This is a genomic window from Yonghaparkia sp. Soil809 (genome assembly GCF_001429705.1).
Taxonomy (GTDB): domain Bacteria; phylum Actinomycetota; class Actinomycetes; order Actinomycetales; family Microbacteriaceae; genus Microcella.
The window spans coordinates 833362-858894 of the sequence record NZ_LMSV01000002.1; the positions used below are offsets into that span (position 1 = coordinate 833362).

Below are 25533 nucleotides of genomic sequence, written 5' to 3' on the forward strand. Positions count from 1 at the left end.
ACCCGATCCGAGAAGAGGTTCCGTGCGCACTTCCGCACCCGCCATCATCCTGACCGCCGCACTCCTGGGCACGCTCACCGCGTGCGCCCCGTCGGGTGCCGAGGCGTGCGCGCCCGCCGTCCCGACCGGTGACCAGCCGAGCTACGTGGAGGCGACGGGCGAGCTCCTCTCGCCGCCCGAGGTCGAGTTCCCGACTCCGCTCCTCAGCGACGGGCCCGAGCAGGCCGTCCTCGTTCCGGGCGACGGCGAGACGGCTGACGCTGGCCAGATCGTCGACCTGCAGGTCAGCCTCTTCGACGGCGAGACCGGCGAGCTCATCACCGCCTCCGAGTACGACCCGGAGGCCGCGCCGCTGCGTCGCACCGCGGGCGCCGAGATCGACGTCATGGCCGAGGCCGTCCAGTGCGCCGAGGTCGGCTCGCGCATCGCCGTGACCGCCACCATCGCCGACGTGTTCGGCGCCGGCGCGCTCGACCCGCAGACCGGCCTGGAGGACGGCGACCCGGTAGTGCTCGTGATCGACGTCCAGGACGCCTACCTCGCGAAGGCCGACGGGGCGCCGCAGCTCGGCGCATCGGGCGTCCCCGCGGTCGTGACGACGCCCGAGGGCGTACCCGGCATCACCATCCCCGACGAAGACCCGTCGGCCGAGCTCATCGACCACGTCCTCGTCCTCGGCGACGGTGCCGCGCTCGAGGCCGGCGACCGCGCCGTTCTCCACTACACGGGCGTGGTGTGGGAGACGGGCGAAGTGTTCGACTCCAGCTGGGAGCGCGGCTCCGCCTCGACCTTCCCCGTGGTGAGCTTCGAGGAGGACCCGCAGGGCATCGTCCCTGGCCTCGCTCAGGCGCTCGAGGGCAAGACGGTCGGCTCGCAGGTCGTCGTCGTCATCCCGCCCGAGCTCGGGTACCCCGAGGGCCAGGCGCCCGCGTCGATCCCCGCGGGCTCGACCATGGTCTTCGTCGTCGACGTCCTCGGCATCGAGGAGTAGTCGGCGCATGGCCGGGCGACGGACGACGGTCGACGCGGCCGGCGCCGCGCGCCGTCGCGTGCCGCCCGAGCAGCGGCAGTTCAACCTGATCCTCGCGCTCATGGCGACGGAGCAGGGGCTCACCAAGCAGGACATCCTCTCGACCGTCGCCGGCTACGCCGAGCGCTTCGACGACTCCTCCGACCGCGCGAGCCTCGAGCGGCAGTTCGAGCGCGACAAGGAGGACGTCCGCGAGCTCGGCGTCCCGCTCGAGACGGTCGATCAGCCGGGCGCCGAGGGCGACACGCGGCTGCAGCGGTACCGCATCCCCAAGTCGCTCTACCAGCTGCCCGACGACATCGAGTTCTCGGCGGAGGAGGTCGCACTGCTCGGCCTCGCCGCGCAGGTGTGGCGCGAGAGCTCGCTGTCGGAGCAGTCGCGCCGCGCCCTCACGAAGCTCAAGTCGTTCGGGCACGCCGTCGAGCAGAGCGTCATCGGCTTCGCGCCGTCGATCCGCGCCAGGGAGGCCGCGCACGACCCGCTCGCCGAGGCGATCGACCGCCGTCGCCGGGTCTCCTTCCCGTACCTCAAGCCCGGGGCGGCCGAGCCCGAGCTGCGCAGCGTCTCGCCGCTCGCGCTCGTCAACCACGAGGGGCGCTGGCACCTCCACGCCCACGACGAGGGCGTGGATGCCCCCCGCACCTTTCTCCTGCGCCGCATCGTCGGCGCGGTCCGCATCGACGACGTCGAGGCTCGGGCTCCTCGCCCCGACGAGGCCGCGCGCGTGCAGCGCGAGCTGCAGGAGGTGTTCGAGCGGACGACCGCCGCGGTCGTCCCGCGCCCCGGCAGCGAGGCGGATGTCGTCCTGCGCAATCGCGCCGGCACCGTCGTCGACGGCGAAACCCTCATCGTCCGCACGACCGACCTCGCCGTGCTCGCGGAGGAGCTCGCGGCCTTCGGCGCCGACATCCGCGTCCTCGGCCCCGAGCCGCTGCGCGAGGCCGTCGTGGAGCGCTGGCGCCGGGTGGTGAGCGCGCATGGCTGAGCGCAGGCCGCCGCAGCGCGCGGGCGACAAGCTCGCCCTGCTGCTCGGGCTCGTGCCGTACCTCATCGACGAGGTGCGCGTGAGCGTCGCGGAGGCCGCCGCGCAGTTCGACGTCAGCCCCGAGCAGATGCGCGCGCTCGTCGGCTACCTGACCGGCACGGGCGACCCGGGGCCCGAGGGGCTCTACCTCGCGCAGGGTCTGTTCGACATCGACTGGGACGACTTCGAGGAGCGCGACGTCATCCGCTTCCGCAACGCCCCGCTCGACCAGCGCCCGCGTCTGTCCTCGCGCGAGGCCGCGGCCCTGCTCGCCGGCCTGCAGGCGGTCTCGGCGATGCCCGGCTTCAGCGAGCGCGCCGATGTCGAGCGCCTCATGACGAAGCTCGCCCGCGGCGCGAGCGGCGAGGTCGCCCCCGTCTCGGTGCAGTCGCGCACCTCCGACGCGCTGCGCGAGACCGTCGCGGCGGCCGTCACGGCGGGGGAGCGCCTGCGCATCGACTACGTGACCACGCGCGGCGACCGGGAGGAGCGTGACGTCGACCCGATCCGGCTCGAGTCGGTCGACGACGTCTGGTATCTGCGCGGCTGGTGCCTCACGCGCGACGCCGAGCGCACCTTCCGGCTCGACCGCATGGCGAGCGCCGAGGCGATCGGCCCGGCCGAGGAGCACGCGCCGAGCACGACCGACGCGGGCGAGCTGTTCCGGGGCGACGCCGGCGACCTGCTCGTGACCGTCGAGCTGCCCGCGAGCGCGCTGCCGCTGCTGTCGGACTACCTCGGAGCAGACGACGCCGTCGAGTACGCGGGCGATCGCGCGATCGCGCGCATCCCTCTCGCCCATGAGGGCGTGATCGGCCGCCTCGCGGCCCGCATCGCGGGCGTCGGGGCGATCACCGATCCGCCGGATGCCCGACTCGCCGCCGCGCGATGGGCCGATGACGCTCTCGCCGCGGCGGAGCAGCGTCACGGCACGGGATCGTCTGAGCGAGTGCTCGGCCCGGGCACGGGGCCGACCGCTTAGACTCGAGACTCTCCGACCCCTTCCCGTGAGGACGACCACCCATGTTCGGCAATGCATTCACCGGCTGGCACGCGATCATCCTGCTCGTCGTCATCCTGCTCCTGTTCGGGGCGCCGAAGCTCCCGGCTCTCGCGCGCAGCCTCGGCCAGTCGATGAAGATCTTCAAGAACGAGGTGAAGAACCCCGACGCCCCCGCCGATCCGGCCCCGTCGACCGCCCCGAGCGCGGAGGGGACCGACACCGCCCCCAAGTCCTGACCGGTGGCGGTCCGTCCCGCCCGGCCCCGTAACGCCGAGGGCCGGATGTCGCTCGGCGAGCACCTCGTCGAGCTGCGCAAGCGTCTGACCATCACGGCCGTGACGATCATCCTCGCGGCAGTGGGGGGGTGGTTCCTCGCCGATCCCGTGTGGGCGGCGCTCAGCGAGCCGCTGAGGGTCGTCGCCGAGGCTCAGGGCCGCGATGCCACGATCAATTACACCGCCGTCACCGAGGCGTTCGACACGAAGCTCGTCATCGCCCTGGTCCTCGGGGTCGTCATCGGCTCGCCGGTGTGGCTCTATCAGCTCTGGGCCTTCATCGTTCCCGCGCTGCACCGCCGCGAGAAGCAGTACGCCGTGGGCTTCCTCGGCGCCGCGCTCCCGCTGTTCCTCGCCGGCTGCGCCGCCGGCTGGTTCGTGCTCCCGCACATCGTCGAGCTGCTCACCGGCTTCGCCGCTGAGGGGACCGCGACGCTCCTGACCGCGAAGGTCTACCTCGACTTCTCTCTCAAGCTCATCCTCGCGATCGGTATCGGCTTCGTGCTGCCCGTCGTGCTCGTGGTGATGAACTTCGCCCGCGTGCTCATGGGCGCGAGCATCCTCAAGGGGTGGCGCTGGGCGATCCTGGCGATCACCCTCTTCACCGCGTTCGCGACGCCCGCCGCGGACATCATGTCGATGTTCATCCTCGCGATCCCGATGGTGGGGCTCTACTTCCTGGCGGCCGGGATCGCCGTCCTCAACGATCGACGGCACGCCAAGAAGGACGCCGCCCTCGCCGCGGAGTACGGCATCGACGCGGCCCCCGCATGAGCCCGTCCTCAACGAGCGGCGCCGGCGGGGTCGCCCCCGAGCCCAGCCCGGCCGAGCGATTCGCCGCCGCGCGGGCGCTGCGCGAGCATCCCCGCCTGAAGGCCTTCCGCGACCAGCTCGCGTTCGATCTCGACCCCTTCCAGCAGGCCGCGTGCGCGGTGCTCGAGGAGGGGCGCAGCGTGCTCGTCGCCGCACCGACCGGCGCCGGCAAGACGATCGTGGCCGAGTTCGCGGTCTTCCTCGCGATGTTCGACCCGCGCGCGAAGATCTTCTACACCGCGCCGATGAAGGCGCTCAGCAATCAGAAGTACAACGAGCTCGTCGCCCAGTACGGCGCGAGCGAGGTGGGCCTGCTGACGGGCGACACGAACATCAACGCCTCCGCGCGCATCGTCGTCATGACGACCGAGGTGCTGCGCAACATGCTCTACGCCGACTCGGCGCTGCTCACCGACCTGCGGTACGTCGTCATGGATGAGGTGCACTACCTCGCCGACCGGTTCCGCGGGGCGGTGTGGGAGGAGGTCATCATCCACCTCCCGCTCCCGGTGCGGCTCATCTCGCTCAGCGCGACCGTGTCGAACGCCGAGGAGTTCGGCGACTGGCTGCAGGCCGTGCGCGGCGACACCGACGTCATCGTCTCCGAGACGAGGCCCGTGCCGCTCGAGCAGCACGTGCTCGTGCGCTCGAAGCTCGTCGACCTCTTCGACTCGAGCGGGCAGGCCGCGACGAACCGGGTGAACCCCGAGCTCGTGCAGCTCGCGAAGGCCGGAGGGCACGCGCCGCACCGCGGCCGGCAGCATCACCCCCGCCGGTGGGAGAAGCGGCCCGGCGCCGACGGCAAGGCCGACCGCGCCGAGATCGCCGCGATCCTCGCTCAGCGGAACCTCCTGCCGGCGATCTTCTTCATCTTCTCCCGCGCGGGCTGCGACGGCGCGGTTCGTCAGCTCCTGCGGGCCGGACTCAAGCTCACCGAGTCGTGGGAGCGCGAGGAGATCCGCCAGATCGTCGAGGAGCGCTGCCGCACGCTGCGCGACGACGACCTCGCCGTGCTCGGCTACTGGGAGTGGCTCGACGGCCTGCAGCGCGGCGTCGCCGCGCACCACGCGGGGTTGCTGCCCGCGTTCAAGGAGGTCGTCGAGGAGCTCTTCCAGAAGAAGCTCCTCAAGGTCGTCTTCGCGACCGAGACCCTCGCGCTCGGCATCAACATGCCGGCCCGCACGGTCGTGCTGGAGAAGCTCGAGAAGTTCAACGGCGAGGCGCGCGTGCCGATCACGCCGGGGGAGTACACGCAGCTCACCGGCCGCGCGGGCCGTCGCGGCATCGACACCGAGGGCCACTCGGTCATCCAGTGGACGGGCGGCCTGGACCCGCAGGCCGTCGCCTCCCTCGCCTCCCGCCGCACGTACCCGCTCAACTCCAGCTTCCGGCCGACGTACAACATGGCCGTCAACCTCATCGAGCAGTTCGGCCGGCAGCGCACGCGCGAGATCCTCGAGAGCTCGTTCGCGCAGTTCCAGGCGGACCGGGCCGTCGTCGACCTCGCCCGCACTGTCCGCAAGCAGCAGGAGTCGCTCGCCGGATACGAGAAGAGCATGCAGTGCCACCTCGGCGACTTCGGCGAGTATGCCGCGCTGCGCCGCGAGCTCAGCGACCTCGAGCGCGAGCGCGCCCGCACGGGCGAGCAGGGCGGTCGGGGCGAGCGCGATCGCCGCCAGCGGCAGATCGAGGGCGTCCGCTCGCGCATGCGCAAGCACCCCTGCCACGGCTGCGCGGACCGCGAGGCCCACTCCCGGTGGGCCGAGCGCTGGTGGCGACTGAAGCGCGACAGCGACAAGGTGAGCCGGCAGATCCGGGGCCGCACGGGGGCCGTCGCGCAGGTGTTCGATCGCGTGACCGAGGTGCTCGGCGAGCTCGGCTACCTCGTGAAGGACGAGCACGGGCGTCTCGGGCTCAGCGCCGACGGCCGAGCCCTCCGCCGCATCTACGGCGAGCGCGACCTCCTCGTGGCCGAGAGCCTGCGCCGAGGGCTGTGGGACGATCTCGACGCTCCCGCCCTCGCCGCGATGGCGTGCGCGATCGTCTTCGAGGCCCGGCGCGACGACGGCCAGGCGCCCGAGTACGCGCTCCCGCGCGGGCCGTTCCGCGTCGCGCTCGAGCGCACGCAGCTGCTCTGGGCCGACCTCGACGACCTCGAGCACGCGCACCGGCTGCCCGGGTCGAACCCGCTCGCGACGACGCTCGCCCTGCCGATGCACAAGTGGGCGAGCGGAGCCCAGCTCGAGGTCGTCCTGCGCGACGCCGACCTCGCCGCGGGCGACTTCGTGCGCTGGTGCAAGCAGACGATCGACCTCCTCGACCAGATCTCGCTCGTCGCCGACGGGCAGGTCGGGCGTACCGCGCGCGCGGCCCTCGACCGGGTGCGCCGCGGCATCGTCGCCTACAGCTCGGTGGCGTGAGCATCCGCCCCCTCGACGCTCTCTAGGATCGAATCGTGATGGATGCTCCCGACGGCCCGCGCGCCGCCGCGCCGTCGCCCAGCACCCCGCCGCTCGCGCTCGCCGCGCCCGCCCCTGCCGGGCCGCGACTCGGTGTCGCCGTGCTCGTCGCGGCCCTCGGCGGCTGGACGATGGACCTCGGCTTCCCCGACCTCGGCTGGTGGCCGTTCACGATCCTCGGAACCGCGCTCGTGCTCTGGAGCCTCCGCGGGCGCTCGGCCGGCGGCGCGCTCCTCGTCGGCGCCGTCGCGGGCTTCGTCTACTACGGCGCGCTCATCGAGTGGCTGACCGTCTACCTCGGCATCGTGCCGTGGCTCGCCCTCACGCTCGCGCAGGTCGTCTTCGTCGCGCTCGGCGCGATCCCGATCGCGCTCGCCTGGCGGTGGATGCCCGTGGCCTTCCCCGGCGTCGCCGGCCGTCTGCTGCTGCTCCCGATCGTCCTCGCGGGGCTGTGGACGGCGCGCGAGGGCGTCTCGAACGTGTGGCCCTGGGGCGGCTTCGCGTGGGGCAGGCTCGCGATCTCGCAGTCGGAGGGGCCGCTCGCGCACTGGGCGGCGTGGGCGGGTCTGTCCGGGCTCAGCTTCCTGGTCGCGCTGCTCGCGGCGGTGCTCGCGGCCGTCGCGGTCGAGCGACGCACCCCCGCCCTGTCGCGCGCCGTGCTCGTCGCCGGCCTCTCGGCGACGCTGCTGGTGTGGCCGGCGTTCCCGACGGCGACGAGCGGCAGCGTGCGCGTCGGCGCGGTGCAGGGCGACTCGCAGACGGGTCTGTTCGCGCAGTACGAGCCGGGAGACATCCTCCAGGACCACCTCGACGCGACTGTGCCGCTGTACGAGCTCGACGAGCCGCTCGACGTGGTCGTCTGGCCGGAGAACGGCTCCGACCTCGACCCGCTGCGCTCCGACTACGCCGCCGCCGCGCTCGACTCGGTCTCGAGTCGGCTCGACGCCCCCGTCGTGGTCGGGACGATCACGGCCGCAGGCGAGAAGACCTTCAACTCGGTCCTCCTGTGGCAGGCGGGCCGCGGCGCGATCGATCAGTACGACAAGATCCATCCCGTGCCGTTCGCCGAGTACCTGCCCGAGCGCGAGTTCTTCTACCCCCTCGCCCCGGACCTCTTCGACCTCGTGCCCCGCGACTACTCGTTCGGGCAGCGCGACACCGTGCTCGAGCTGCCCGACGGCGTCGTCGCGGGCGTCGCGATCTGCTACGACATCGTCGACGACGACCTCCTCGCCCGCATGATCGACGAGGATGCGACCGTACTGCTCGCCCCCACGAACAACGCGGACTTCGGCCGCACCGACCAGAGCGTGCAGCAGCTCGCGATCGCCCGCCTGCGCGCGATCGAGTCCGGGCGCAGCGTCGTGCAGGCCTCGACGGTCGGTGCGAGCGCGATCATCGCGCCCGACGGCTCCACGATCGACGATCTGCCGCTCTTCACCGCGGGCGTCATGGTCCAGGAGGTCCCCCTGAGCGAGGTCGTGACTCCCGCCCACGCCCTGGGCCGCGCACTCGAGTGGTTCCTCTGCCTGCTGTCGGCGGGCGCGCTGCTGGTCGCGGGCGCCGCGTCCCGCGCCGGCCGCGCCGGCCGCGCCGGCCGCGCATCCCAGCGTCGGGGAGAGGTCGCATGACCGCCGACCGCGCAGCGCGCGATCGTCTCGGCGCGGGGGCGAGCCGCTCCGGCGCGAGCACGCTGATCGTTCTGCCCACCTACAACGAGGCCGAGAGCCTGCGGGGCGTCCTCGCGCGCATCCGCGTCGCGGTGCCCGATGCCGACGTCCTCGTGGTCGACGACGCCTCGCCCGACGGCACCGGCCGGATCGCCGACGAGCTCGCCGCGAGCGACCCCGGCGTGCGCGTCCTGCACCGCCCCGGCAAGGACGGCCTGGGCTCGGCCTACCTCGCCGGCTTCGCCCGGGCGGCCGTGGAGGGCTATCGGTTCGTCGTGGAGATCGATGCCGACGGCTCGCACGATCCGGCCGAGCTGCCGGCGATGATCGCCCTCGCCGACGCCGAGTCCGCCGACCTCGTGATCGGCTCGCGCTGGGTGCCCGGCGGCGCGGTCGTCAACTGGCCCTGGGCCCGGCGGGCGATCTCGCGCGGCGGCAACCGCTACGCCCGGGGGATGCTTCGTTCGCGCATCCAGGACCTCACGGCCGGATTCCGGGTCTACCGCACCCTTGCCCTCACCGGTCTGGATGAATCGGTCGTGTCCTCGCACGGCTACTGCTTCCAGGTCGAGCTCGCCTGGCGCATCGAGCGCCGAGGAGGGCGCGTGCTCGAGCACCCGATCGCGTTCGTCGAGCGCGCGACGGGCCGCTCGAAGATGCACGCGGGCATCGTCGGGGAGGCCCTGTGGCGCGTCACCGCCTGGGGATTCGCCCTCCGCCTGGGACGGGGCCCGCTGCCCGGCTAGGCCATGCGCGCGGTCGTCGTCATGACGAGCTCGATACCGCCCTCGACGTCGGTGCGCTCGAGCGCGACCTCGATGCTCGTGAACGCGGCGAGGTCGTCGACGTGCGTGCCTCCGCACGGGATCCGCACCTCGCCCTCGGGCAGTGCGCACACCCACGTGCGCCGCGTCGTGATGGCGGCGTCGGCACGCTCGATGCGCACAGCGCCGCCCGCGGCGACCCACCCGGCGAGCAGGGCGTTCGCCCGCGCCGCGACGGCGGCGACGTCGTCGAGACCGGCGGGAGCGAAGCCCTTGCGACGCAGCGACTTCCCGATGCGGTAGGTGTCGATCGACCCGTGCTCGTGGATGCGCGAGGTCACGATCGCGAGCTGGTCGAATGCGGGATTCCCGAGCGCGTCGCGCGGCGTCTCCTTCGTCCACGAGTCCGAGAGCGCGCCATCGAGCGCGAGCGAGGCGAGGTGGCAGGCCGTGTGCCCCGCGCTGAGCGCCGCCCGCAGGTCGGCGTCGGCGACGACCTCGACGCTCTCGCCCTCGGCGGGCGCTGCGCCGTCGACGAGGTGGGCGACGACGAAGGTCCAGCCCTCGGTGCCGGTGCGCACCGGCAGGTCGGTGCCGAGCAGCAGCGCGCCGTCGTGGATCCCGCCCATGACGGCGCGCTCGATGCGCGCCTCGCCGGCGGCGCCGCGCAGGACGCCGCGATCGGAGGGCTGGTCGGGCCAGGCCGTGTCGATGGGGTGGACGGCTGTCGCGTCGAGGATGACGGCGCTGAGGCCGTCATCGAGAGGCTCGACGTGGAGGACGGTGCCGGTGGACGCCGTCGCGCCGTCGGGGTAGCTGACGAGGGTGTCGTGCGAGGGGAGCGCCATGATGATCGAGCCTAGAGGCTCGATTCCGGACGGCGGTGCGGGCTACGCGCCGAGGCGCTCGTCGGTGCCGCGACGCTGGCGGAGCAGCTGCAGGCGCTCCTCGAGGAGCTCCTCGAGCTCGGCGATCGAGCGGCGCTCGAGCAGCATGTCCCAGTGGGTGCGCACGGCCTTCACGTCGGCCTGGACGATGTCGATCGGCGTGCCGTCCGGGGCGAGGAGGACGCCCTCGCGGCCGGACTTCGGCGACTCCCACGTGTCGGGGAGCTCGGCGTCGGCGGAGAATACGACCTCGAACAGCTCGCCATCGGTGGTCAAATACTGCGCTCGCTGGCGGGAGGCGAACTCGACGCCCTCCTCGCTCTGCATGCTCTGAGATCCGAGGCGCATGCCTCGCAGAGTCCGATCGGCCATCGTGCTCTCCCCTCTCGTCGCGTACCCGAATCCATGTAAAGGTATAGACCCGTCAGGGGTGCGCGGTCGAGTCGAGGAACGCCTTTCCCAGACCATTGCCAGTGTCACGCGCCCCTACGTCGACGATCGGGAAAGGGTGGTCAGCGGTCGGGGTCGCGCTCCCGGATGAGCGCCATCGCGAGGTCGGCACGGTCGGTGACGATGCCGTCGACGCCGCGATCGAGCAGGCTCGCCATGACGGCGGGGTCGTTGATCGTCCACATGTGGACCTCGACGCCCGCGGACTGGAAGGCGCGCAGCAGCGGGGGAGCGGTGGTCTCGAGCCCCGCGGCGCGGAGCGGGATCTGCACCGCGTGGATGCCCTCGAGCGCCCGTCGCACGAGCGGGACGAGACCGAGGCGCGCGGCGAACAGGGCGGCGGCGAAGCGCGGGCCCGAGGCGCTCGTCGCGACGTCGGGCAGGAGCCGCAGGGCCGCCGCACGGCGACGCTCGCTGAACGAGGTGAGGAGGACGCGATCGTGGGCGCGCGTCTGCCGGACGGCGTCGACGGCGGGGGCGACGGCATCCATGCTCTTCAGATCGATGTTGAACCGCGCGTCGGGGAACGCCTCGAGGGCCTCGGCGAGCGTCGCGAAGCCCTGGCCCTCGCCGAGGTCGATGCCCTGCAGCTGGGCGGCCGTGAGCTCGGAGACCCGGCCGGCGAGACCCGCGACCCGATCGAGCTCGGGGTCGTGCGAGACGATCGCGACCCCGTCGCTCGAGGCGTGGACGTCGGTCTCGACGTGATCGACGCCGAGCGCGAGGGCGTGCGCGAACGCGAGCAGCGTGTTCTCCGGCGCGTCGACCGCGAGCCCCCGGTGCGCGAGCACTCGGGGGCGCGCGGGCGAGAAGTACGCCTCAGCCGACTCCGACCGCACCTACGACGTCGCCCCCGGGGGAACCGGGTCCGTGTGCGGGGCGCTCGGGCGCGGTGCGCCGCCGCCCATGCCGAAGCCGTTCGTCACGCCCTTGAGCGCCTCGGTGAGCTCGCTCGGAATGATCCACATCTTGTTCGATGCGCCCTCGGCGAGCTTCGGCAGCGTCTGCAGGTACTGGTAGGCGAGGAGCTTCGGGTCGGGGTCGCCGACGTGGATCGCCGCGAAGACCGTCTTGATCGCCTCGGCCTCGGCCTCGGCCCGGAGGATCTGCGCCTTCGCGTCACCCTCGGCCTTGAGGATGGCCGACTGCCGCGCGCCCTCGGCCTCGAGGATCTGCGACTGCTTCGTGCCCTCGGCGGTGAGGATGACGGCGCGGCGGTCGCGCTCGGCGCGCATCTGCTTCTCCATCGAGTCCTGGATGCTCGCGGGCGGGTCGATCGCCTTGAGCTCGACGCGGTTGACCCGGAGCCCCCACTTGCCGGTCGCCTCGTCGAGGACGACGCGGAGCTGACCGTTGATGTTGTCGCGGCTCGTGAGCGCCTCCTCGAGGTTGAGGCCGCCGACGACGTTGCGAAGGGTCGTGACCGTGAGCTGCTCGACGCCGGCGAGGTAGTTCGCGATCTCGTAGGTCGCCGCACGCGCGTCGGTCACCTGGAAGTAGATGACGGTGTCGATCGAGACGACGAGGTTGTCCTCGGTGATGACGGGCTGCGGCGGGAAGGAGACGACCTGCTCGCGCATGTCCACGAGCGGCCGGAGCCGGTCGATGAAGGGCACGAGCAGGTTGAGGCCCGGGTTGAGCGTCTTGTGGTACCGGCCGAGGCGCTCGACGACGCCCGCGTACGCCTGCGGCACGATGCGGATCGACCGCAGCAGCACCACGACGACGAAGATGCCGAGGACGACCAGGAGGGCGACCACGAAGAGCTGCCCGATGAACTCGGAGGGACTGATCACGCGGTGGTGCTCCTTTCCTCGGGTGCGACCTCGGCGGTCGCCCCGTCGATCCGGGTGACGACCACGCGGTCGCCCTCGGTGAGGGTGATGGTCTCGTGCGCGGCGTCGAGCCGGGAGGTCCAGGTCTCGCCGTTGCTGAGGCGGACGTAGCCCGTGCCGTCGCGGAAGTCGGTCGTGACGCGCCCGCGCATCCCGCGCAGGGCATCCACGTTGGTGAGCGCCCCGCGCTCATCGCCGCCCCGCCGGAGGGTCTTCAGCAGCAGCGGTCGGATCGTGAACAGCAGCAGGGCCGAGATCACCGCGGCGAGGCCGATCTGCAGCCACCACTCGCCGCCGGCGAGATTCGTGCCCAGCCCGCCGATGAGACTGCCGGCGGCGATCATGAGGAAGGTGAACTCGAGCGTCAGCAGCTCGATGATCACGCAGACGAGCGCGAACACGATCCAGATGATCCAGAGGTACTGAACGATGTCGGGCAACGGCGCCTCTTCCACGGTCGATTGTTCCTCACGCTATCACCGCCCTCCGACGCTCCTCCGGGCCCGACACGGCGCCGGAAGACCGGTAGTGTCGAGACTCGTGAACAGCCCCCTCGCCGCCGGCTCGCTCGCCGGCATGACCGCTCTCGTCACCGGCTCCTCCCGCGGCATCGGCGCCGACACCGTGCGCTTCTTCGCCGCCGCGGGCGCGAACGTCGTCATCAACTACCGCTCGAAGGCGCCGCGCGCCGAGAAGCTGCTCGCCGAGCTCGAGGCCGGCGGCACCGAGGGTCTCGCCGTCGGCGCCGACCTGACCGATCCGGCGTCGGTCGAGGCGATGATGCAGCAGGTGCAGGATCGCTTCGGGCGCATCGACATCCTCGTGCTCAACGCCTCGGGCGGCATGGAGGCCGGCATGGGCGAGGACTACGCGCTGCGCCTCAACCGCGACGCGCAGGTCACCGTCCTCACGAAGGCCCTCCCGCTGCTCCACGAGGGCGCGCGCATCGTGTTCGTCACGAGCCACCAGGCGCACTTCATCCGCACCGTGCCGACGATGCCCGAGTACGAGCCCGTCGCGCTGTCGAAGCGAGCGGGCGAGGATGCCCTGCGCGAGTTCATCCCTCAGCTCGAGGCCGCCGGCATCGGCTTCACCGTCGTCTCCGGCGACATGATCGAGGGCACGGTCACCGCGACGCTCCTCGATCGCGCGAACCCGGGAGCCATCGAGGCCCGCAAGGAGGCCGTGGGGAAGCTCTACAACGTGAGCGAGTTCGCCGCCGAGGTCGCCCGGGCCGCCGTCGACCCGGTCCCCGCGGACAGCACGCGTCTCGTGGGCGACGTGGCCTACTTCACCGAGTACGCGCCGACCGCGGGGGAGTAGCACCGTGGCCCCGACGCCGGGCCTGCGCCGGACATCCCGCATTCTGCTCGTCGACCCGTCGGGAGCCGCGCTCCTGTTCTTCACGGCATCGCCCGACACGACGCGCTTCGCCCGCTGGATCACGCCAGGCGGGGGAGTGGACCCGGGGGAGTCGCACGAGCAGGCCGCGATCCGCGAGCTGTTCGAGGAGACGGGGCTCGTGGTCGAGAGCGTCGGCGATCCGGTGTGGAGCCTCGACTTCGAGGTGACGTGGGATGCCGCGGATCACGACCGCGGTCACGCCGAGTACTTTCTTCTGCGCTGCGAGCGCTTCGAGCCGGTGTCGACGAACTGGACCGATGACGAGCACGTCGACGTGACCGCCCACGGGTGGTTCACCGCGGACGAGCTGCTCGCCACCGGCCAGCCCTTCGAGCCCTACGACCTGCCGCGGCTGCTGCGCTCGATCACCCCGTCCTGATCGACGCGGGCGGACCGCCGCCACACCGGCTCGGCCTCCGCCATCTCCTCCTCGGTCGCGATGCGGAACGGGGGAGCGTTCTCGACGACGATCTCGTGACGGCTCTGACCGCGCGTCGCCCGGAGGCTCGCGACGATCGAGACGGTGATGATGAGCGCGACGACCGCGAGCGAGAAGCTCGTGGGTATCTTGTAGACGTCGAGCAGCAGCATCTTGATACCCACCCAGATCAGGACGAACGCCAGGCCCAGCTTGAGGTAGATGAAGCGGTGCATGAGGTCGGCGAGCAGGAAGTACATCGCCCGCAGCCCCAGGATCGCGAAGGCGTTCGCGGTGAAGACGATGAACGGCTCGCTCGTGATCCCGAAGATGGCGGGGATGGAGTCGATCGCGAAGATGATGTCGGTCACCTCCACGAGCACGAGCACGGCGAGCAGGGGAGTGGCGACGATCACGCCGGCCTTGCGGATGAGGAACCTCTGACCGTGGTACGCGTCGGTCATCGGGATCGCCCGGCGGAAGACCTTGAGGATCGTCGAGTTCGCGACGTCCATGTGCTCGTTGCGCTTCCGGATCATCATCCAGCCGGTGTAGAGCAGGAACGCCGCGAACAGGTAGAGGATCCAGGAGAACTGGTCGATGAGCACCGCGCCGAGGGCGATGAAGATGCCGCGGAAGACGAGCGCGCCGAGCACGCCGAGGAACAGCACGCGGTGCTGGTACTCGCGGGGCACGTGGAAGAAGGCGAAGATGATCGCCCACACGAACACGTTGTCGACGGCGAGCGACTTCTCGACGAGGTAGCCGGCGTAGTACTGCTGCCCGAGCTCGGCGCCGTACTCGGCCCAGATGTAGCCGCCGAAGGCGACGCCGAGCGTCACCCAGATGATGGACCACACGGCGGCCTCGCGCACGCCGATGACGTGGGCCTTGCGGTGGGCGAAGAGATCGATCGCGAGCATGGCGATGATGACGCCGAGAACGGCGAACCACAGCCAGAGGGGTACGTCCATGACGGAGCTCCTGAATGGTCGATGAGGCGATTCAGGAGGTCTTTCCCGGCCGGAACGGTCAGATTCGGCCCGTGGCGCCGGATCCGTGCGGACGGAACGTAATGACGACGCGACGCGGGTCGGGGATACTCCCCTCCGAGAACGAGTGAACCACACGTCAGGCTTTCCGAGCGCATCCGGAGCGATCCTCTCGGCGGATTCTCGCTCTCGGGTCACCTGGGCGGGCCGATCCGATGGTGTGATGAACGGATGACCGTCCAGGCCACGCAGTACGACCTCGAGCCGACCGTGCCGGCGTTCTTCGACTCGCCGCTCTCGGTCATCCTGATCGCCTGGTTCGTCATGCTCGCGATCGCCATCCGCTCGATCCAGCGTCAGGTGGAACGGCTGGGCGTCCGGGGAGTCACCGCCTGGATCGTCGTCGTCATCATCGGTGGTCCGCTCGGCGTCCTGGCGTGGTTCTCGCTCGGACACCGCCCGGGATCACCGCCCACGGCGCAGGGGCCGTCGCCCCTTTCATGACCACACCGAAGACTTGCTCGCTTTTCGCGGCTGAGCGGCGCTAGTCCCGGCCCATGCCCGATGGTGAGCTCGTGAATCCGACCCTCGTCGTTGCGCCGACCCAGTTTCCGATAATCATCATTATGTCAGCTGGCTGACAGTGGCGGCACGGCTCAGCGCGCGATCGTGACGTGGACGACTCCGCTCTCGGCGACCTCGCTCGTGACAGTGCGGCCCTCGTCGAGTCGCCGCAGATCGTCCCACAGCCGCCCGCCGCGCCCGAGCACGATCGGCGCGATGCCGACGTGCAGCCGGTCGACGAGATCCGCGGCGAGGAATGCGCGCGCGACGCCGAGCCCTCCGCCGATCCGGATGTCGGCGTCGCCCGCGAGCCGCCGGGCACGCGCGAGCGCATCCTCCGGGCTCGCCGCCAGGAACTCGAACCGCGTCCCGTTCTCGAACTCGATCGGCGCGCGCTCGCGATGGGTCAGCACGAGCACGGGCACGCGGAACGGCGGCTCGTCGCCCCACCAGCCGCGCCAGTCCGGGTCGTCCGGGAAGGCGTGGAGGCCGAACATCCCCGCCCCCATGATCTCGGCGCCCACCTCGTCGAAGTAGGCGGACGCGTAGCGGTCGTCGACGCCCGTCGTGCCCGCGCCCGTCGGGTCGTGCAGGACCCGCTCGCGGAAGGTCCGCGTGGCGATGTAGGCCGCGACGAGCCGACCCCAGTCCTCCCCCATCGGGTTCTCCGGGCTCGGGTCGGCGGGCTTCGCGACGCCGTCGAGCGAGATGTTCAGGTCAAGGCGGACCACTATGGCGCAATTCCTTCCCTCAGTCGGCGAGCCCGAGCAGCGGCCGCAGCTCCACGCGTCGGCTGCAGGCGCGGGATGCCCGCGTCGCGAGCGCGAGAGCGGCATCCCGATCGGGCGCCCCGATGACCCAGAATCCGGCGACGTACTCGCGCGTGTCGTGGAGCGGCCCGGGCCGGACCTCCGGCTCTCCCCCGCGCGCGTCGATCACGGCCGCCTCCGCGGGCGCGGCGATGCCGCCGGCGACGACCCAGTGACCGCCCGCCCTGAGCGCGTCATTGAAGGAGTCGATCGCCGCGGCCTCGCCGCCGGTGGCCGATCCGCTCGTGTCGTCGATGACCGAGATCAGGAAGTGCACGTCAGACTCCTTCGTCGTCGGGCACCCAGCGAAGCACATCCCCCGGCTGGCAGTCGAGAGCCGCGCACAGGGAATCCAGCGTGCTGAACCGCACGGCCTTCGCGCGACCGTTCTTGAGCACCGCGAGGTTGGCGGGCGTGATGCCGACGCGCTCCGCGAGCACTCCGACGGGCATCTTGCGGCGGGCGAGCATGACGTCGACGTCGACGACGATCGGCATCAGATCACCTCGTCGAGCTCGGAGCGCAGCTCGCGCGCCTCTTGCTCTCGCGCGATCGCCTGGGCGAGCAGGGCGCGCATCACGACGACGACGAGCGCGACGCCCGCGATGACGAGCGACGCCCCGCACAGCAGCCCGACGACGCCCGGCGCGACCTCCCCCGGAGCGAGCGCGATCGCGAGAACGAGCACGAGCGCCGACAGAACGACGATCGCGCCGATGATGACGTCGACCCAGCGGACAGCCGCGGCGCTGAAGACCGAGCCGTGACGCACGAGGCCGAGCAGCCGCCACACTCCGATCGCGCCGACCTGCAGGCACAGGATGCTCAGCGCGGCGATCGCGACGAGCAGGATGCGCCCCCCGAACGCCTCCCCCGCGAGATCGGCCCAGACGAGCGGCAGGATGACCACCTGCACGAGGACCGACCCGAGAAGGGACAGCGCGAGGATCACGCGGGTGACGAGAATCAGTGCCGGGTTCACGAGACTTCCTATCGATCGACAGTCATAATCTATTGTTTTTCAATAGATATCGCAAGAGTCGTCCCTGCCGCTCCCCTGCCCGGCCCCTCCCCGGCTCCTAGGCTCGACTCGTGCCCGCCGCCGACCTGACCGCCCCGCGCCGCTGCCCCTGCGGCTCCGGGCTCACGTACGACGAGTGCTGCGGTCCGCTCCACCGGCGCGAGCGCGCCGCGCCCACGGCCGAGCAGCTCATGCGCTCGCGGTTCTCGGCGTTCGCGGTCGGCGATGCCGCCTACCTGCTCGCGACGTGGCATCCCTCGACCCGGCCCGCGACGCTCGAGCTCGACGCCTCGATGCGGTGGTACCGGCTCGACGTCCTGCGCACCGAGCGCGGCGGCCCGCTCGATCGCGACGGCGTCGTCGCCTTCGACGCCCACTACCGCTCCCCCGACGGCGCCGGAGTGCAGAACGAGGTCAGCGCGTTCCGCCGCGACGACGGCCGCTGGTTCTACCTCGCCGAGAGCTGACCCCCATCCGGGGGTCCGGTCGCTCCGAAGAGAGGATGCCAGCACCATCCGCTCCCCCCTCTCGGAGGTTTCAATGAAGAAGGTCCTCTCCACCGCGTTCGCGACGGCCCTCGTCGCGACCGGACTCGTCCTCGGCGGCGCGAGCGCCGCATCCGCCGCCCACTGCGTCGACTCGACGGGCACCTCGCCCGGCTTCTCGTGGTTCGGCGCTCACGTCCGCCTCGTCGACCACGCCGAGGGCGGCAACCCCGGCCCGCACATGGGCACCTCGGGCGCCTCGAACTGCCTCGAGACGAGCGGCAACCCTTCCGAGCGGTCCTCGAACCGCTAGCGGCACCGACTGCTCGCGCGGCCTCGACGACCGGCAGCGAGCCGAGCGACGCCCCGACCGCCCGACGGTCGGGGCGTCGTCGCGTCCGGGCGCGCAGTCGACGTCGGGCGCAGGGGCGCTCCGGTCAGCGGGCGCCGGCCGCGACCGACGCGCCGTCGACGCGGATGCCCGCGGCCGCCGAGCGCCCTCCCGTCGCCGTCGAGAGCGCGCGATCGAGGTCCAGCCAGAGATCCTCGACGCTCTCGAGCCCGATCGACAGGCGCAGGATCCCCGCGCCCGGGCGTGCCTCGGGTGCGACGGGTCGGTGGGTGAGCGAGGCGGGGTGCTGCACGAGCGAGTCGACGCCGCCGAGCGAGACCGCGTGGGTGAAGAGTCCGAGCTCCGCAATGGTCGACTCAGCCGCGGCGAGTCCGCCGGCGAGCTCGATCGCGAGCATCGCGCCGGGCCCGCGCATCTGCCGGCCGATGAGTCCGCTCGGGTCGCTGTCGCCGAGCCCCGGGTAGTGCACGTGCGCGATCGCGCCGTGGCTCGAGAGCCGGTCGGCGAGGGTGCGCGCCGAGTCCTGCTGCGCGCGGACGCGCAGGGCGAGGGTCGGCAGACCGCGGTGCAGCAGGTAGGCGCCGAGCGGGTGCAGCAGTCCGCCCGTGATCGCGCGCACGGGGCGGATCGCCGTGGCCCACTCCTCCGAGCACGCGATGACGCCGCCGATGACGTCCCCGTGCCCGCCGAGGTACTTCGTCGCGCTGTGCAGCACGAGCGCGGCGCCCTGATCGGCCGGGTTCTGCAGCACCGGGGTCGCGAAGGTGTTGTCGACGAGCACGGGAGCATCGCCAGCCGCGCCGACGACCGCGGCGATGTCGACGAGCTCGAGCGTGGGGTTCGCGGGGGTCTCGACGACGACGAGGCACGTGTCGGGGCGCATCGCCGCGGCGACGCCCTCGGCCGTCGTGAACGTCGTCTCGACGCTCAGCAGGCCCGAGGCGAGCAGGTGATCGGTGCCGCCGTAGAGGGGGCGGACGGCGACGACGTGCCGACCGCGACCCCGGTTGGCGGCAGCCATGACGGCTGCGGTGAACGCCGCCATCCCCGAGGCGAAGGCGACGGAGGCGTCCGTGCGCTCGAGCTGCGCGAGCGCCTCCTCGAAGCGCGCGACCGTGGGGTTCCACAGACGGGCGTAGACGTTGCCGCCCTCGGTGGGGCGATGCCCCGTCGCCATCGACTCGTACGAGCCGCCGCCGAGCTCGACGTCAGGCAGCGGGTTCGTGGTCGAGAGATCGATCGGCAGGGCGTGGACGCCCATCGCGGCGAGGTCCTCCCGCCCGGCGTGCACGGCAAGAGTCTCGAAAGCGACAGCATCGTCCATGCGCCCACAGTGGACTCTCCTGCGATTGAAGACAACGTCTCCCGAATCTTCCGCGGATCATCCTCGATCAGTCGAATCTCCTGCATGATGGGGGCATGGATGCTCGTCCCTCGTCGAAGATCCCGCGAGCCGCGCCGCTCGATGCCGTCGACCTCGCGATGCTCGCCGAGCTCGATGCGAACGGGCGGCTCACGAACGCCGCGCTCGCCGAGCGCGTCGGGGTCGCCGAGTCGACCTGCAGCCAGCGCCTGCGCGTCCTCCGCGAGTCGGGCGTCATCCGCCGGTTCCGCGCCCAGATCGACCCGACCGCTCTGGGGCTGGGGCTCGAGGCCGTGATCACCGTCCGTCTCGCGAGCCACTCGCGCGACCAGGTGCAGGCGTTCCAGTCGCGCCTGCGCGACATCCCGAACGTTGTGCGGATCTTCCACGTCGCGGGGGCCGACGACTACCTCCTGCACGTCGCCGTCGAGTCGGCCGCCGCCCTGCGCGACCTCGTGCTCGAGCACCTGCAGGTGCACCCGGGCGTGCGGCACACCGAGACGCAGCTGGTCTTCGAGGTCATCGACGGTGCGGGCCTGCTCCCCCGGTCCTGACCCCTCGCTCGCGCGGGGCCGTCAGGAGCGATCGGCGACGGCCCGCGTCGCGGCGGACCACTCCTGAAGCATGCGCGCAGCGCGCCCGGAGTCGACGACGTCGGCCGCGACCTGCAGCTGCTCGCGCAGACGCTCGACGATCGGCCGCGTGAGCTGCGAGGGATCCTGCGCGAGTCGGAACGACACGAGCCCGGCTGCGGCGTTGAGCAGCACGATGTCACGCACCGGGCCGGCCTCCCCGGCGAGGACGCCGCGAGCGAGTGCGGCGTTGTGCGCCGGGCCCGCGCCGAGGATCCCCTCGATCGGGCTGTACGGGATGCCGAGCTCGCGCGGGTCGATGTCGTGCTCCGTCACCGAGCCGCGGGAGACCTCCCACATGTGCGAGTGGCCCGTCGTCGTCAGCTTGTCGATCCCGTCGTCGCCGCGGTACACGAGGGCGGTCGCGCCCCGGGTGCGGAAGACGCCGACCACGAGCGGCACGCGGTCCAGATTCGCGACCCCGACCGCCGAGGCCTCCGGCCGCGCGGGGTTCACCAGCGGGCCGAGGATGTTGAAGAGGGTCGACACGCCCAGCTCGCGGCGCACCGGCCCCGCATGCCGGAAGCCGGGGTGGAAGGTCTGCGCGTGGAGGAAGGTCAGCCCCACCTCGCGGAAGACGCGTGCGACGTCGTCGGGCTCGAGCGCGAGGTCGATGCCGAGCTCGCTCAGCACGTCGGATGCGCCGGAGGCGCTGCTCGCGCCGCGGTTGCCGTGCTTGGCGACGGGGACGCCCGCGCCGGCGACCACGATCGACGCGATCGAGGAGACGTTCACGACGGCGCCGAAGGGGTCTCCGCCGGTTCCCACGATGTCGAGCGCCATCGGATCGATGTCGATCGTGCGGGCGTGGGCGAGAGCCGCGTCGCGGAATCCCACGAACTCGTCGACCGTCTCGCCCTTCGCCCGCAGGGCGATCAGGAAGCCCGCCAGCTGGGCGGGGGTGGCCTCCCCCTGCATGACCTGCTCCATGGCCCAGGCCGCCTCGGCGATGCTCAGATCCTCCCCGTCGAGCAGTCGAGCGAGCAGAGCGGGCCAGGTCGGGGCGGCAGACATGGGTAAAGGCTAGTGAATCGCCGCGAGAAGGCATGTCGACGGGCAAGAAGTGCCCCGGGCATCCGTCATAATGAAGAGGTGACCAGCACCTCTCTGTCGAGATCTCTCACCGCTCCCACGATCAACCGACCCAACATCGTTGCCGTCGGCACGATCGTCTGGCTCGGCAGCGAGGTCATGTTCTTCGCCGGCCTCTTCGCGATCTACTTCACGCTGCGGTCGACGTCGCCCGAGCTGTGGGAGGCGGGCACCGAGGTCTTCAACGTCCCCTTCGCTGCCGTCAATACGACCATCCTCGTGCTCTCGAGCGTGACGGCCCAGTTCGGCGTCTTCGCGGCCGAGCGGCTGCAGGCCCGCCGCACCGGCTGGAAGCCCACGCAGTGGGGGATGATCGAGTGGTTCTTCCTCACCTACGCCATGGGTGCGGTCTTCGTCATCGGCCAGGTCTACGAATACGCGATCCTCGTCAGCGAGCACGTCTCGCTCACCTCCGACGCGTTCGGCTCGGCGTTCTACCTAACGACCGGCTTCCACGGCCTCCACGTCACAGGCGGTCTGATCGCCTTCCTCCTCGTCATCGGCCGGGCCTACTCGGTCAAGGTCTTCACCCACCGCGACGCCACCAGCGCGATCGTCGTGTCGTACTACTGGCACTTCGTCGACGTCGTCTGGATCGGCCTCTTCCTCGTCATCTACGTCCTCCAATGAGCAATCGAATCGAGACGCAGCACACCATGGCATCCACCTCCCCCGCACGTCGCTCCGGCCGCCGGCACCCGCTGGCGACGGCCGCCCTGCTGGTCGTCGGCCTCCTCGCGACCGGCGGCGCCTACGCGCTCGCCACGACCTCGGCAACGGCCGAGACCACCGCGGCGAGCGAGCAGCTCGTCGAGGACGGCGGCAAGCTCTTCGCCGCGAACTGCGCGAGCTGCCACGGTCTCCAGGGCGCGGGCACCGAGGCCGGCCCGTCGATCATCGGCGTGGGTGCCCTCGCCGTCGACTTCCAGGTCGGCACCGGCCGCATGCCCATGGCCGCCTCCGGCCCGCAGGCCGAGGTCAAGCCCGTGCAGTTCACGCAGGAGCAGATCGACGCGATGGGCGCCTGGGTCGCGTCGCTCGCTCCCGGCCCGGCGGTCCCGCCGGAGCGCTACCTCGCCGGCGATGGCGACGCGGCGGTCGGCGCCGAGCTCTTCCGAATCAACTGCGCCATGTGCCACAACGTCGCCGGCGCGGGCGGTGCGCTCACCGAGGGCAAGTACGCTCCGAACCTCGCGGGCGTGGACCCGGTGCACATCTACGGCGCGATGGCGACCGGTCCGCAGAACATGCCCGTGTTCAGCGACCTGAACCTCACTCCCGAAGAGAAGAACGACATCATCACCTACCTGCAGTACATCGAGGAGACCCCGTCCGTCGGCGGCTTCGACCTCGGCGCGCTCGGCCCGGTGTCGGAGGGGCTCTTCATCTGGATCTTCGGCCTCGGCGGACTCGTCGCAGTGACCATCTGGCTCACCGCGAAGTCCAACTGACGGCCCGTGCAGCAGGTTAGGAAAGGACGATGATGGCGGACGTTCACGACGGCGCGACCGGCGGCGAGGCCGCGGAGACGGCTGTCGAGAAGCACGCGAGCAGCGCATCCCCCGGGGTCGCCGTGGAGCGCGCCGATCGGATCTCCAACCCCGGCTTCCCGCCGGAGCGCCAGCGCGTCACGGATCTCGACCCCGCGAAGGAGCGCTCCGCGGAGCGCACGGTGTCCGGGCTCTTCCTGCTCTCGGTCGTCGGGAGCGTGCTCGCGGTCGTCGCCTACGTCGCCTTCCCGATCGTCGAGGGCGACCCGAGCACCATCCGCCTCAACAACCTCTTCCTCGGCCTCGGCATCACGCTCGGCCTCCTCGGCATCGGCATCGGCGCGGTCCACTGGTCCAAGGCCCTCATGCACGGGCACGAGCTCGTGGAGGAGCGCCACGGCACGCGCGGCTCCGACGAGACCCGGGCCAAGGCCGTCGAGATCTTCCAGGCCGGCAACGCCGAGTCGGGCTTCACCCGTCGCAGCCTCGTCCGCAACACCCTCATCGGCGCGCTCGTGGCGACCCCCATCCCGGCGATCGCGATCTTCCGCGACCTGGCGCCGGCGGAGGATCCGATCGCGCTGCTGAAGCACACGATGTGGGAGGAGGGCGTGCGCCTCACCCGCGACCCCTCCGGCACGCCGATCAAGGCCTCCGACGTCACGATCGGCGCCGCGTTCCACGTCATCCCCGAGGGTCTCGCTGAGCTCGAGTCGCACAAGCTGGAGGAGAAGGCCAAGGCCGCCGTCCTCCTCATGCGCCTCCCCCTCGACCGGCTCAACGAGCGCGAGGACCGCAAGGACTGGTCCTACGACGGCATCGTCGCCTACTCCAAGATCTGTACGCACGTCGGCTGCCCCGTCGCGCTGTACGAGCAGCAGACCCACCACCTGCTGTGCCCCTGCCACCAGTCCGAGTTCGACGTGGCCAACCACGCCGAAGTCATCTTCGGACCGGCGGCGCGCCCCCTTCCCCAGCTCCCGATCACTGTGGATGAAGAGGGTTACCTCGTCGCCAAGAGCGACTTCACCGAACCTGTGGGTCCGAGCTTCTGGGAGCGTGCACTGTGAGTACCGCAACTGAGCCCGTCGCACCGGCCGCTGTCGCGCCGTCGCGCGGCATGCGTTTCACCGGGTGGGCGGCGAACTACATCGATGAGCGCACGAGCGCCTCGACGGCCGTCAAGGCGCTGGGTCGCAAGATCTTCCCCGATCACTGGTCGTTCATGCTCGGCGAGGTGGCGCTGTACAGCTTCGTCGTCATCCTGCTCAGCGGCACGTTCCTGACCTTCTTCTTCGACCCCTCCATGACCGAGGTCGAGTACGAGGGCTCCTACGTCCCGCTCCAGGGCATCCCGATGTCGGTCGCGTACCACTCCTCGCTCGACATCTCGTTCGAGATCCGCGGCGGCCTGCTCATGCGCCAGGTGCATCACTGGGCGGCGCTCCTGTTCGTCGCCTCCATCGGGCTGCACATGCTGCGCGTGTTCTTCACCGGCGCCTTCCGCAAGCCGCGCGAGCTCAACTGGGTCATCGGGTTCCTCCTCTTCGTGCTCGCGATGGCTCTCGGCTTCACGGGCTACTCGCTCCCCGACGACCTGCTCTCCGGAAACGGTCTGCGCATCATCGACGGCATGATCAAGGCCGTACCCCTCGCCGGCGGCTGGATCTCCTATCTGCTGTTCGGCGACGAGTTCCCGGGCACCGACATCATCCCCCGCCTCTACGTGCTGCACATCCTGCTGCTGCCGGCGATCCTGGTCGCCCTCATCGGCGCGCACATGGTCCTCCTGATCGTGAACAAGCACACCCAGTTCGCCGGCCCCGGCCGCACGAACGACAACGTCGTCGGCGCCCCGGTCATGCCGGTGTTCGCCGCGAAGGCCGGTGGCTTCTTCTTCATCGTCTTCGGCGTCATCGTGCTCATCGCGTCGCTGTTCACGATCAACCCGATCTGGAACTACGGCCCCTACGACCCCTCCCCGGTGTCCGCGGGAACGCAGCCCGACTGGTACATCGGCTTCGCCGACGGCGCCCTGCGCCTGATCCCGCCGGGCCTGGAGATCGTGGTGTTCGGCTACACGGTGTCGTTCAACGTCCTCATCCCGCTCGTCGGCCTGCTGGTCTTCCTCGCCGCCGCTGCCCTGTACCCGTTCCTCGAGGCGTGGGTCACGGGCGACAAGCGCGAGCACCACATCGCCGAGCGCCCGCGCAACAACCCGACCCGCACCGCGATCGGCGCGGCCGGCGTCACGTTCTACGCGGGCCTCTGGGCCGCGGCGAGCTCCGACCTCATCGCGACGCACTTCCGCCTCTCGATCGAGGGTGTCATCCACACCCTGCAGTTCGTGACGGTCGTCGGCCCGTTCATCGCCTACTTCGTCACGAAGCGCGTCTGCCTCGCGCTCATGAGGAAGGACCGCGAGATCGCGCTCCACGGCTACGAGTCGGGCCGCATCGTCCGCCTCCCGGGCGGCGAGTACATCGAGGTCCACGAGCAGCTCGACGACTACGAGCGCTGGAAGCTCGTGAGCTACGAGGAGTACCAGCCGCTCATGGTGCGCCCCGACGCCCGCGGTCGCATCACCGCCCGGCAGCGCGTCCGCGCGAGCATGTCGCGCTGGTTCTTCGAGGACCGCATCTCGCCCGTCACGCAGCGAGAGCTCGAATCGCAGCGCCACTAGCTCCACTCGCACGACGGC

General features: G+C 71.2%; 30 protein-coding genes. 18 read left to right on the top strand and 12 right to left on the bottom strand.

The genetic code is table 11. The annotated features are described in order from the left end of the window. Positions 1–22 precede the first annotated feature (22 nt). Genes ASG83_RS11410 through ASG83_RS11445 form a run of 8 tightly spaced genes read left to right on the top strand, consistent with a single transcriptional unit; the run spans position 23 to position 9020 of the window. On the top strand, positions 23–991 hold the full coding sequence (locus ASG83_RS11410) for an FKBP-type peptidyl-prolyl cis-trans isomerase (RefSeq protein ID WP_055861425.1): 969 nt from the start codon (positions 23–25) through the stop codon (positions 989–991). 7 nt (positions 992–998) lie between these two features. Further along, positions 999–2015 carry a YafY family protein gene (locus ASG83_RS11415; protein ID WP_055861428.1) on the top strand — a complete coding sequence of 339 codons (1017 nt, stop codon included), beginning with the start codon at positions 999–1001 and terminating at the stop codon, positions 2013–2015. Beyond that, the gene (locus tag ASG83_RS11420; protein ID WP_055861431.1) at positions 2008–3036 is read left to right on the top strand and encodes a YafY family protein; all 1029 of its coding nucleotides are present in this window, start codon (positions 2008–2010) and stop codon (positions 3034–3036) included. The genes ASG83_RS11415 and ASG83_RS11420 overlap by 8 nt, the downstream gene beginning before the upstream one ends. Before the next feature lie 41 nt (positions 3037–3077). Then, positions 3078–3293: a twin-arginine translocase TatA/TatE family subunit gene (tatA, locus tag ASG83_RS11425; RefSeq protein ID WP_055861434.1), complete on the top strand. Its 216-nt coding sequence runs from the start codon at positions 3078–3080 to the stop codon at positions 3291–3293. A 45-nt stretch (positions 3294–3338) separates the two neighbouring features. After that, positions 3339–4106, top strand: a complete 768-nt coding sequence (gene tatC, locus ASG83_RS11430) for a twin-arginine translocase subunit TatC (RefSeq protein ID WP_055861437.1) — start codon at positions 3339–3341, stop codon at positions 4104–4106. Next, on the top strand, positions 4103–6565 hold the full coding sequence (locus ASG83_RS11435; protein WP_055861440.1) for an RNA helicase: 2463 nt from the start codon (positions 4103–4105) through the stop codon (positions 6563–6565). Before tatC ends, ASG83_RS11435 begins: the two co-directional genes overlap by 4 nt. 38 nt (positions 6566–6603) lie before the next feature. Beyond that, complete coding sequence (lnt, locus tag ASG83_RS11440; RefSeq protein WP_055861443.1) at positions 6604–8235, top strand: apolipoprotein N-acyltransferase; 1632 nt, start codon at positions 6604–6606, stop codon at positions 8233–8235. Then, positions 8232–9020: a polyprenol monophosphomannose synthase gene (locus tag ASG83_RS11445; RefSeq protein ID WP_055861446.1), complete on the top strand. Its 789-nt coding sequence runs from the start codon at positions 8232–8234 to the stop codon at positions 9018–9020. Before lnt ends, ASG83_RS11445 begins: the two co-directional genes overlap by 4 nt. Here ASG83_RS11445 and ASG83_RS11450 read toward each other — a convergent pair. The 5 genes from ASG83_RS11450 to ASG83_RS11470 all read right to left on the bottom strand — a co-directional run bounded on the left by ASG83_RS11450 (position 9017) and on the right by ASG83_RS11470 (position 12650). Then, positions 9017–9886: a hypothetical protein gene (locus tag ASG83_RS11450; protein ID WP_055861449.1), complete on the bottom strand. Its 870-nt coding sequence runs from the start codon at positions 9884–9886 to the stop codon at positions 9017–9019. The two genes, ASG83_RS11445 and ASG83_RS11450, sit on opposite strands and share 4 nt — an antisense overlap. A 42-nt stretch (positions 9887–9928) precedes the next feature. Next, positions 9929–10297 (bottom strand): RNA polymerase-binding protein RbpA, encoded by a 369-nt coding sequence (locus tag ASG83_RS11455; RefSeq protein ID WP_055861452.1) that lies wholly within the window; start codon positions 10295–10297, stop codon positions 9929–9931. Positions 10298–10437: 140 nt separating this feature from the next. Next, the gene (locus ASG83_RS11460) at positions 10438–11214 is read right to left on the bottom strand and encodes a glycerophosphodiester phosphodiesterase family protein (RefSeq protein WP_055861455.1); all 777 of its coding nucleotides are present in this window, start codon (positions 11212–11214) and stop codon (positions 10438–10440) included. Next, positions 11215–12171 (bottom strand): SPFH domain-containing protein, encoded by a 957-nt coding sequence (locus tag ASG83_RS11465; protein ID WP_055861458.1) that lies wholly within the window; start codon positions 12169–12171, stop codon positions 11215–11217. It lies immediately after the preceding gene. Further along, positions 12168–12650: an NfeD family protein gene (locus ASG83_RS11470; RefSeq protein ID WP_055862138.1), complete on the bottom strand. Its 483-nt coding sequence runs from the start codon at positions 12648–12650 to the stop codon at positions 12168–12170. Before ASG83_RS11470 ends, ASG83_RS11465 begins: the two co-directional genes overlap by 4 nt. Before the next feature lie 136 nt (positions 12651–12786). Here ASG83_RS11470 and ASG83_RS11475 point away from each other — a divergent pair, with 136 nt between their 5' ends. Both ASG83_RS11475 and ASG83_RS11480 read left to right on the top strand, forming a co-directional pair. Beyond that, positions 12787–13533: an SDR family oxidoreductase gene (locus tag ASG83_RS11475; protein WP_369813331.1), complete on the top strand. Its 747-nt coding sequence runs from the start codon at positions 12787–12789 to the stop codon at positions 13531–13533. Positions 13534–13537: 4 nt separating this feature from the next. After that, positions 13538–13993, top strand: a complete 456-nt coding sequence (locus tag ASG83_RS11480) for an NUDIX hydrolase (RefSeq protein WP_055861464.1) — start codon at positions 13538–13540, stop codon at positions 13991–13993. Here ASG83_RS11480 and ASG83_RS11485 read toward each other — a convergent pair. Beyond that, the gene (locus tag ASG83_RS11485) at positions 13951–15006 is read right to left on the bottom strand and encodes a TerC family protein (protein ID WP_055861467.1); all 1056 of its coding nucleotides are present in this window, start codon (positions 15004–15006) and stop codon (positions 13951–13953) included. The two genes, ASG83_RS11480 and ASG83_RS11485, sit on opposite strands and share 43 nt — an antisense overlap. Positions 15007–15255: 249 nt before the next feature. On the opposite strand from ASG83_RS11485, the gene ASG83_RS11490 reads away from it, so the two are divergent. Then, a complete protein-coding gene (locus tag ASG83_RS11490; RefSeq protein ID WP_055861470.1) occupies positions 15256–15528 on the top strand; it encodes a hypothetical protein in 273 nt (90 codons plus the stop codon). 152 nt (positions 15529–15680) lie between these two features. Here ASG83_RS11490 and ASG83_RS11495 read toward each other — a convergent pair whose 3' ends face one another. Genes ASG83_RS11495 through ASG83_RS11510 form a run of 4 tightly spaced genes read right to left on the bottom strand, consistent with a single transcriptional unit; the run spans position 15681 to position 17379 of the window. After that, the gene (locus ASG83_RS11495; protein ID WP_055862141.1) at positions 15681–16322 is read right to left on the bottom strand and encodes a dihydrofolate reductase family protein; all 642 of its coding nucleotides are present in this window, start codon (positions 16320–16322) and stop codon (positions 15681–15683) included. 16 nt (positions 16323–16338) lie between these two features. Next, positions 16339–16674, bottom strand: coding sequence for a YciI family protein (locus ASG83_RS11500; RefSeq protein WP_055861473.1), 336 nt, complete (start codon positions 16672–16674; stop codon positions 16339–16341). Position 16675: 1 nt separating this feature from the next. Then, positions 16676–16894, bottom strand: a complete 219-nt coding sequence (locus tag ASG83_RS11505; protein ID WP_055861476.1) for a helix-turn-helix transcriptional regulator — start codon at positions 16892–16894, stop codon at positions 16676–16678. Beyond that, on the bottom strand, positions 16894–17379 hold the full coding sequence (locus tag ASG83_RS11510) for a DUF2975 domain-containing protein (RefSeq protein WP_055861479.1): 486 nt from the start codon (positions 17377–17379) through the stop codon (positions 16894–16896). The genes ASG83_RS11505 and ASG83_RS11510 overlap by 1 nt, the downstream gene beginning before the upstream one ends. 110 nt (positions 17380–17489) lie before the next feature. On the opposite strand from ASG83_RS11510, the gene ASG83_RS11515 reads away from it, so the two are divergent. Continuing rightward, positions 17490–17885: a YchJ family protein gene (locus ASG83_RS11515; protein WP_082599218.1), complete on the top strand. Its 396-nt coding sequence runs from the start codon at positions 17490–17492 to the stop codon at positions 17883–17885. Positions 17886–17958: 73 nt separating this feature from the next. Then, positions 17959–18216: a hypothetical protein gene (locus tag ASG83_RS11520; protein ID WP_055861482.1), complete on the top strand. Its 258-nt coding sequence runs from the start codon at positions 17959–17961 to the stop codon at positions 18214–18216. A gap of 124 nt (positions 18217–18340) precedes the next feature. Here the strand turns inward: ASG83_RS11520 and ASG83_RS11525 are convergent, their stop codons facing one another. Then, positions 18341–19579 carry a PLP-dependent aspartate aminotransferase family protein gene (locus tag ASG83_RS11525; protein WP_055861485.1) on the bottom strand — a complete coding sequence of 413 codons (1239 nt, stop codon included), beginning with the start codon at positions 19577–19579 and terminating at the stop codon, positions 18341–18343. A gap of 95 nt (positions 19580–19674) precedes the next feature. On the opposite strand from ASG83_RS11525, the gene ASG83_RS11530 reads away from it, so the two are divergent. Continuing rightward, positions 19675–20172: an Lrp/AsnC family transcriptional regulator gene (locus tag ASG83_RS11530; RefSeq protein WP_055861488.1), complete on the top strand. Its 498-nt coding sequence runs from the start codon at positions 19675–19677 to the stop codon at positions 20170–20172. Between the two features lie 21 nt (positions 20173–20193). Here the strand turns inward: ASG83_RS11530 and trpD are convergent, their stop codons facing one another. Beyond that, entirely contained in the window at positions 20194–21264 is a 1071-nt protein-coding gene (trpD, locus tag ASG83_RS11535; RefSeq protein ID WP_055861491.1) for an anthranilate phosphoribosyltransferase, read from the bottom strand. Positions 21265–21342: 78 nt separating this feature from the next. On the opposite strand from trpD, the gene ASG83_RS11540 reads away from it, so the two are divergent. From ASG83_RS11540 to ASG83_RS11555, 4 genes are read left to right on the top strand one after another with little or no spacing between them, the layout of a single operon-like run. Continuing rightward, positions 21343–21972, top strand: coding sequence for a heme-copper oxidase subunit III (locus ASG83_RS11540; protein WP_055861494.1), 630 nt, complete (start codon positions 21343–21345; stop codon positions 21970–21972). 26 nt (positions 21973–21998) lie between these two features. Further along, entirely contained in the window at positions 21999–22793 is a 795-nt protein-coding gene (locus ASG83_RS11545; protein ID WP_055861497.1) for a c-type cytochrome, read from the top strand. 32 nt (positions 22794–22825) lie between these two features. Beyond that, the gene (locus ASG83_RS11550) at positions 22826–23902 is read left to right on the top strand and encodes a ubiquinol-cytochrome c reductase iron-sulfur subunit (RefSeq protein WP_055862145.1); all 1077 of its coding nucleotides are present in this window, start codon (positions 22826–22828) and stop codon (positions 23900–23902) included. A gap of 50 nt (positions 23903–23952) precedes the next feature. Then, positions 23953–25515, top strand: a complete 1563-nt coding sequence (locus ASG83_RS11555; protein ID WP_082515071.1) for a ubiquinol-cytochrome c reductase cytochrome b subunit — start codon at positions 23953–23955, stop codon at positions 25513–25515. Positions 25516–25533: the final 18 nt, after the last annotated feature.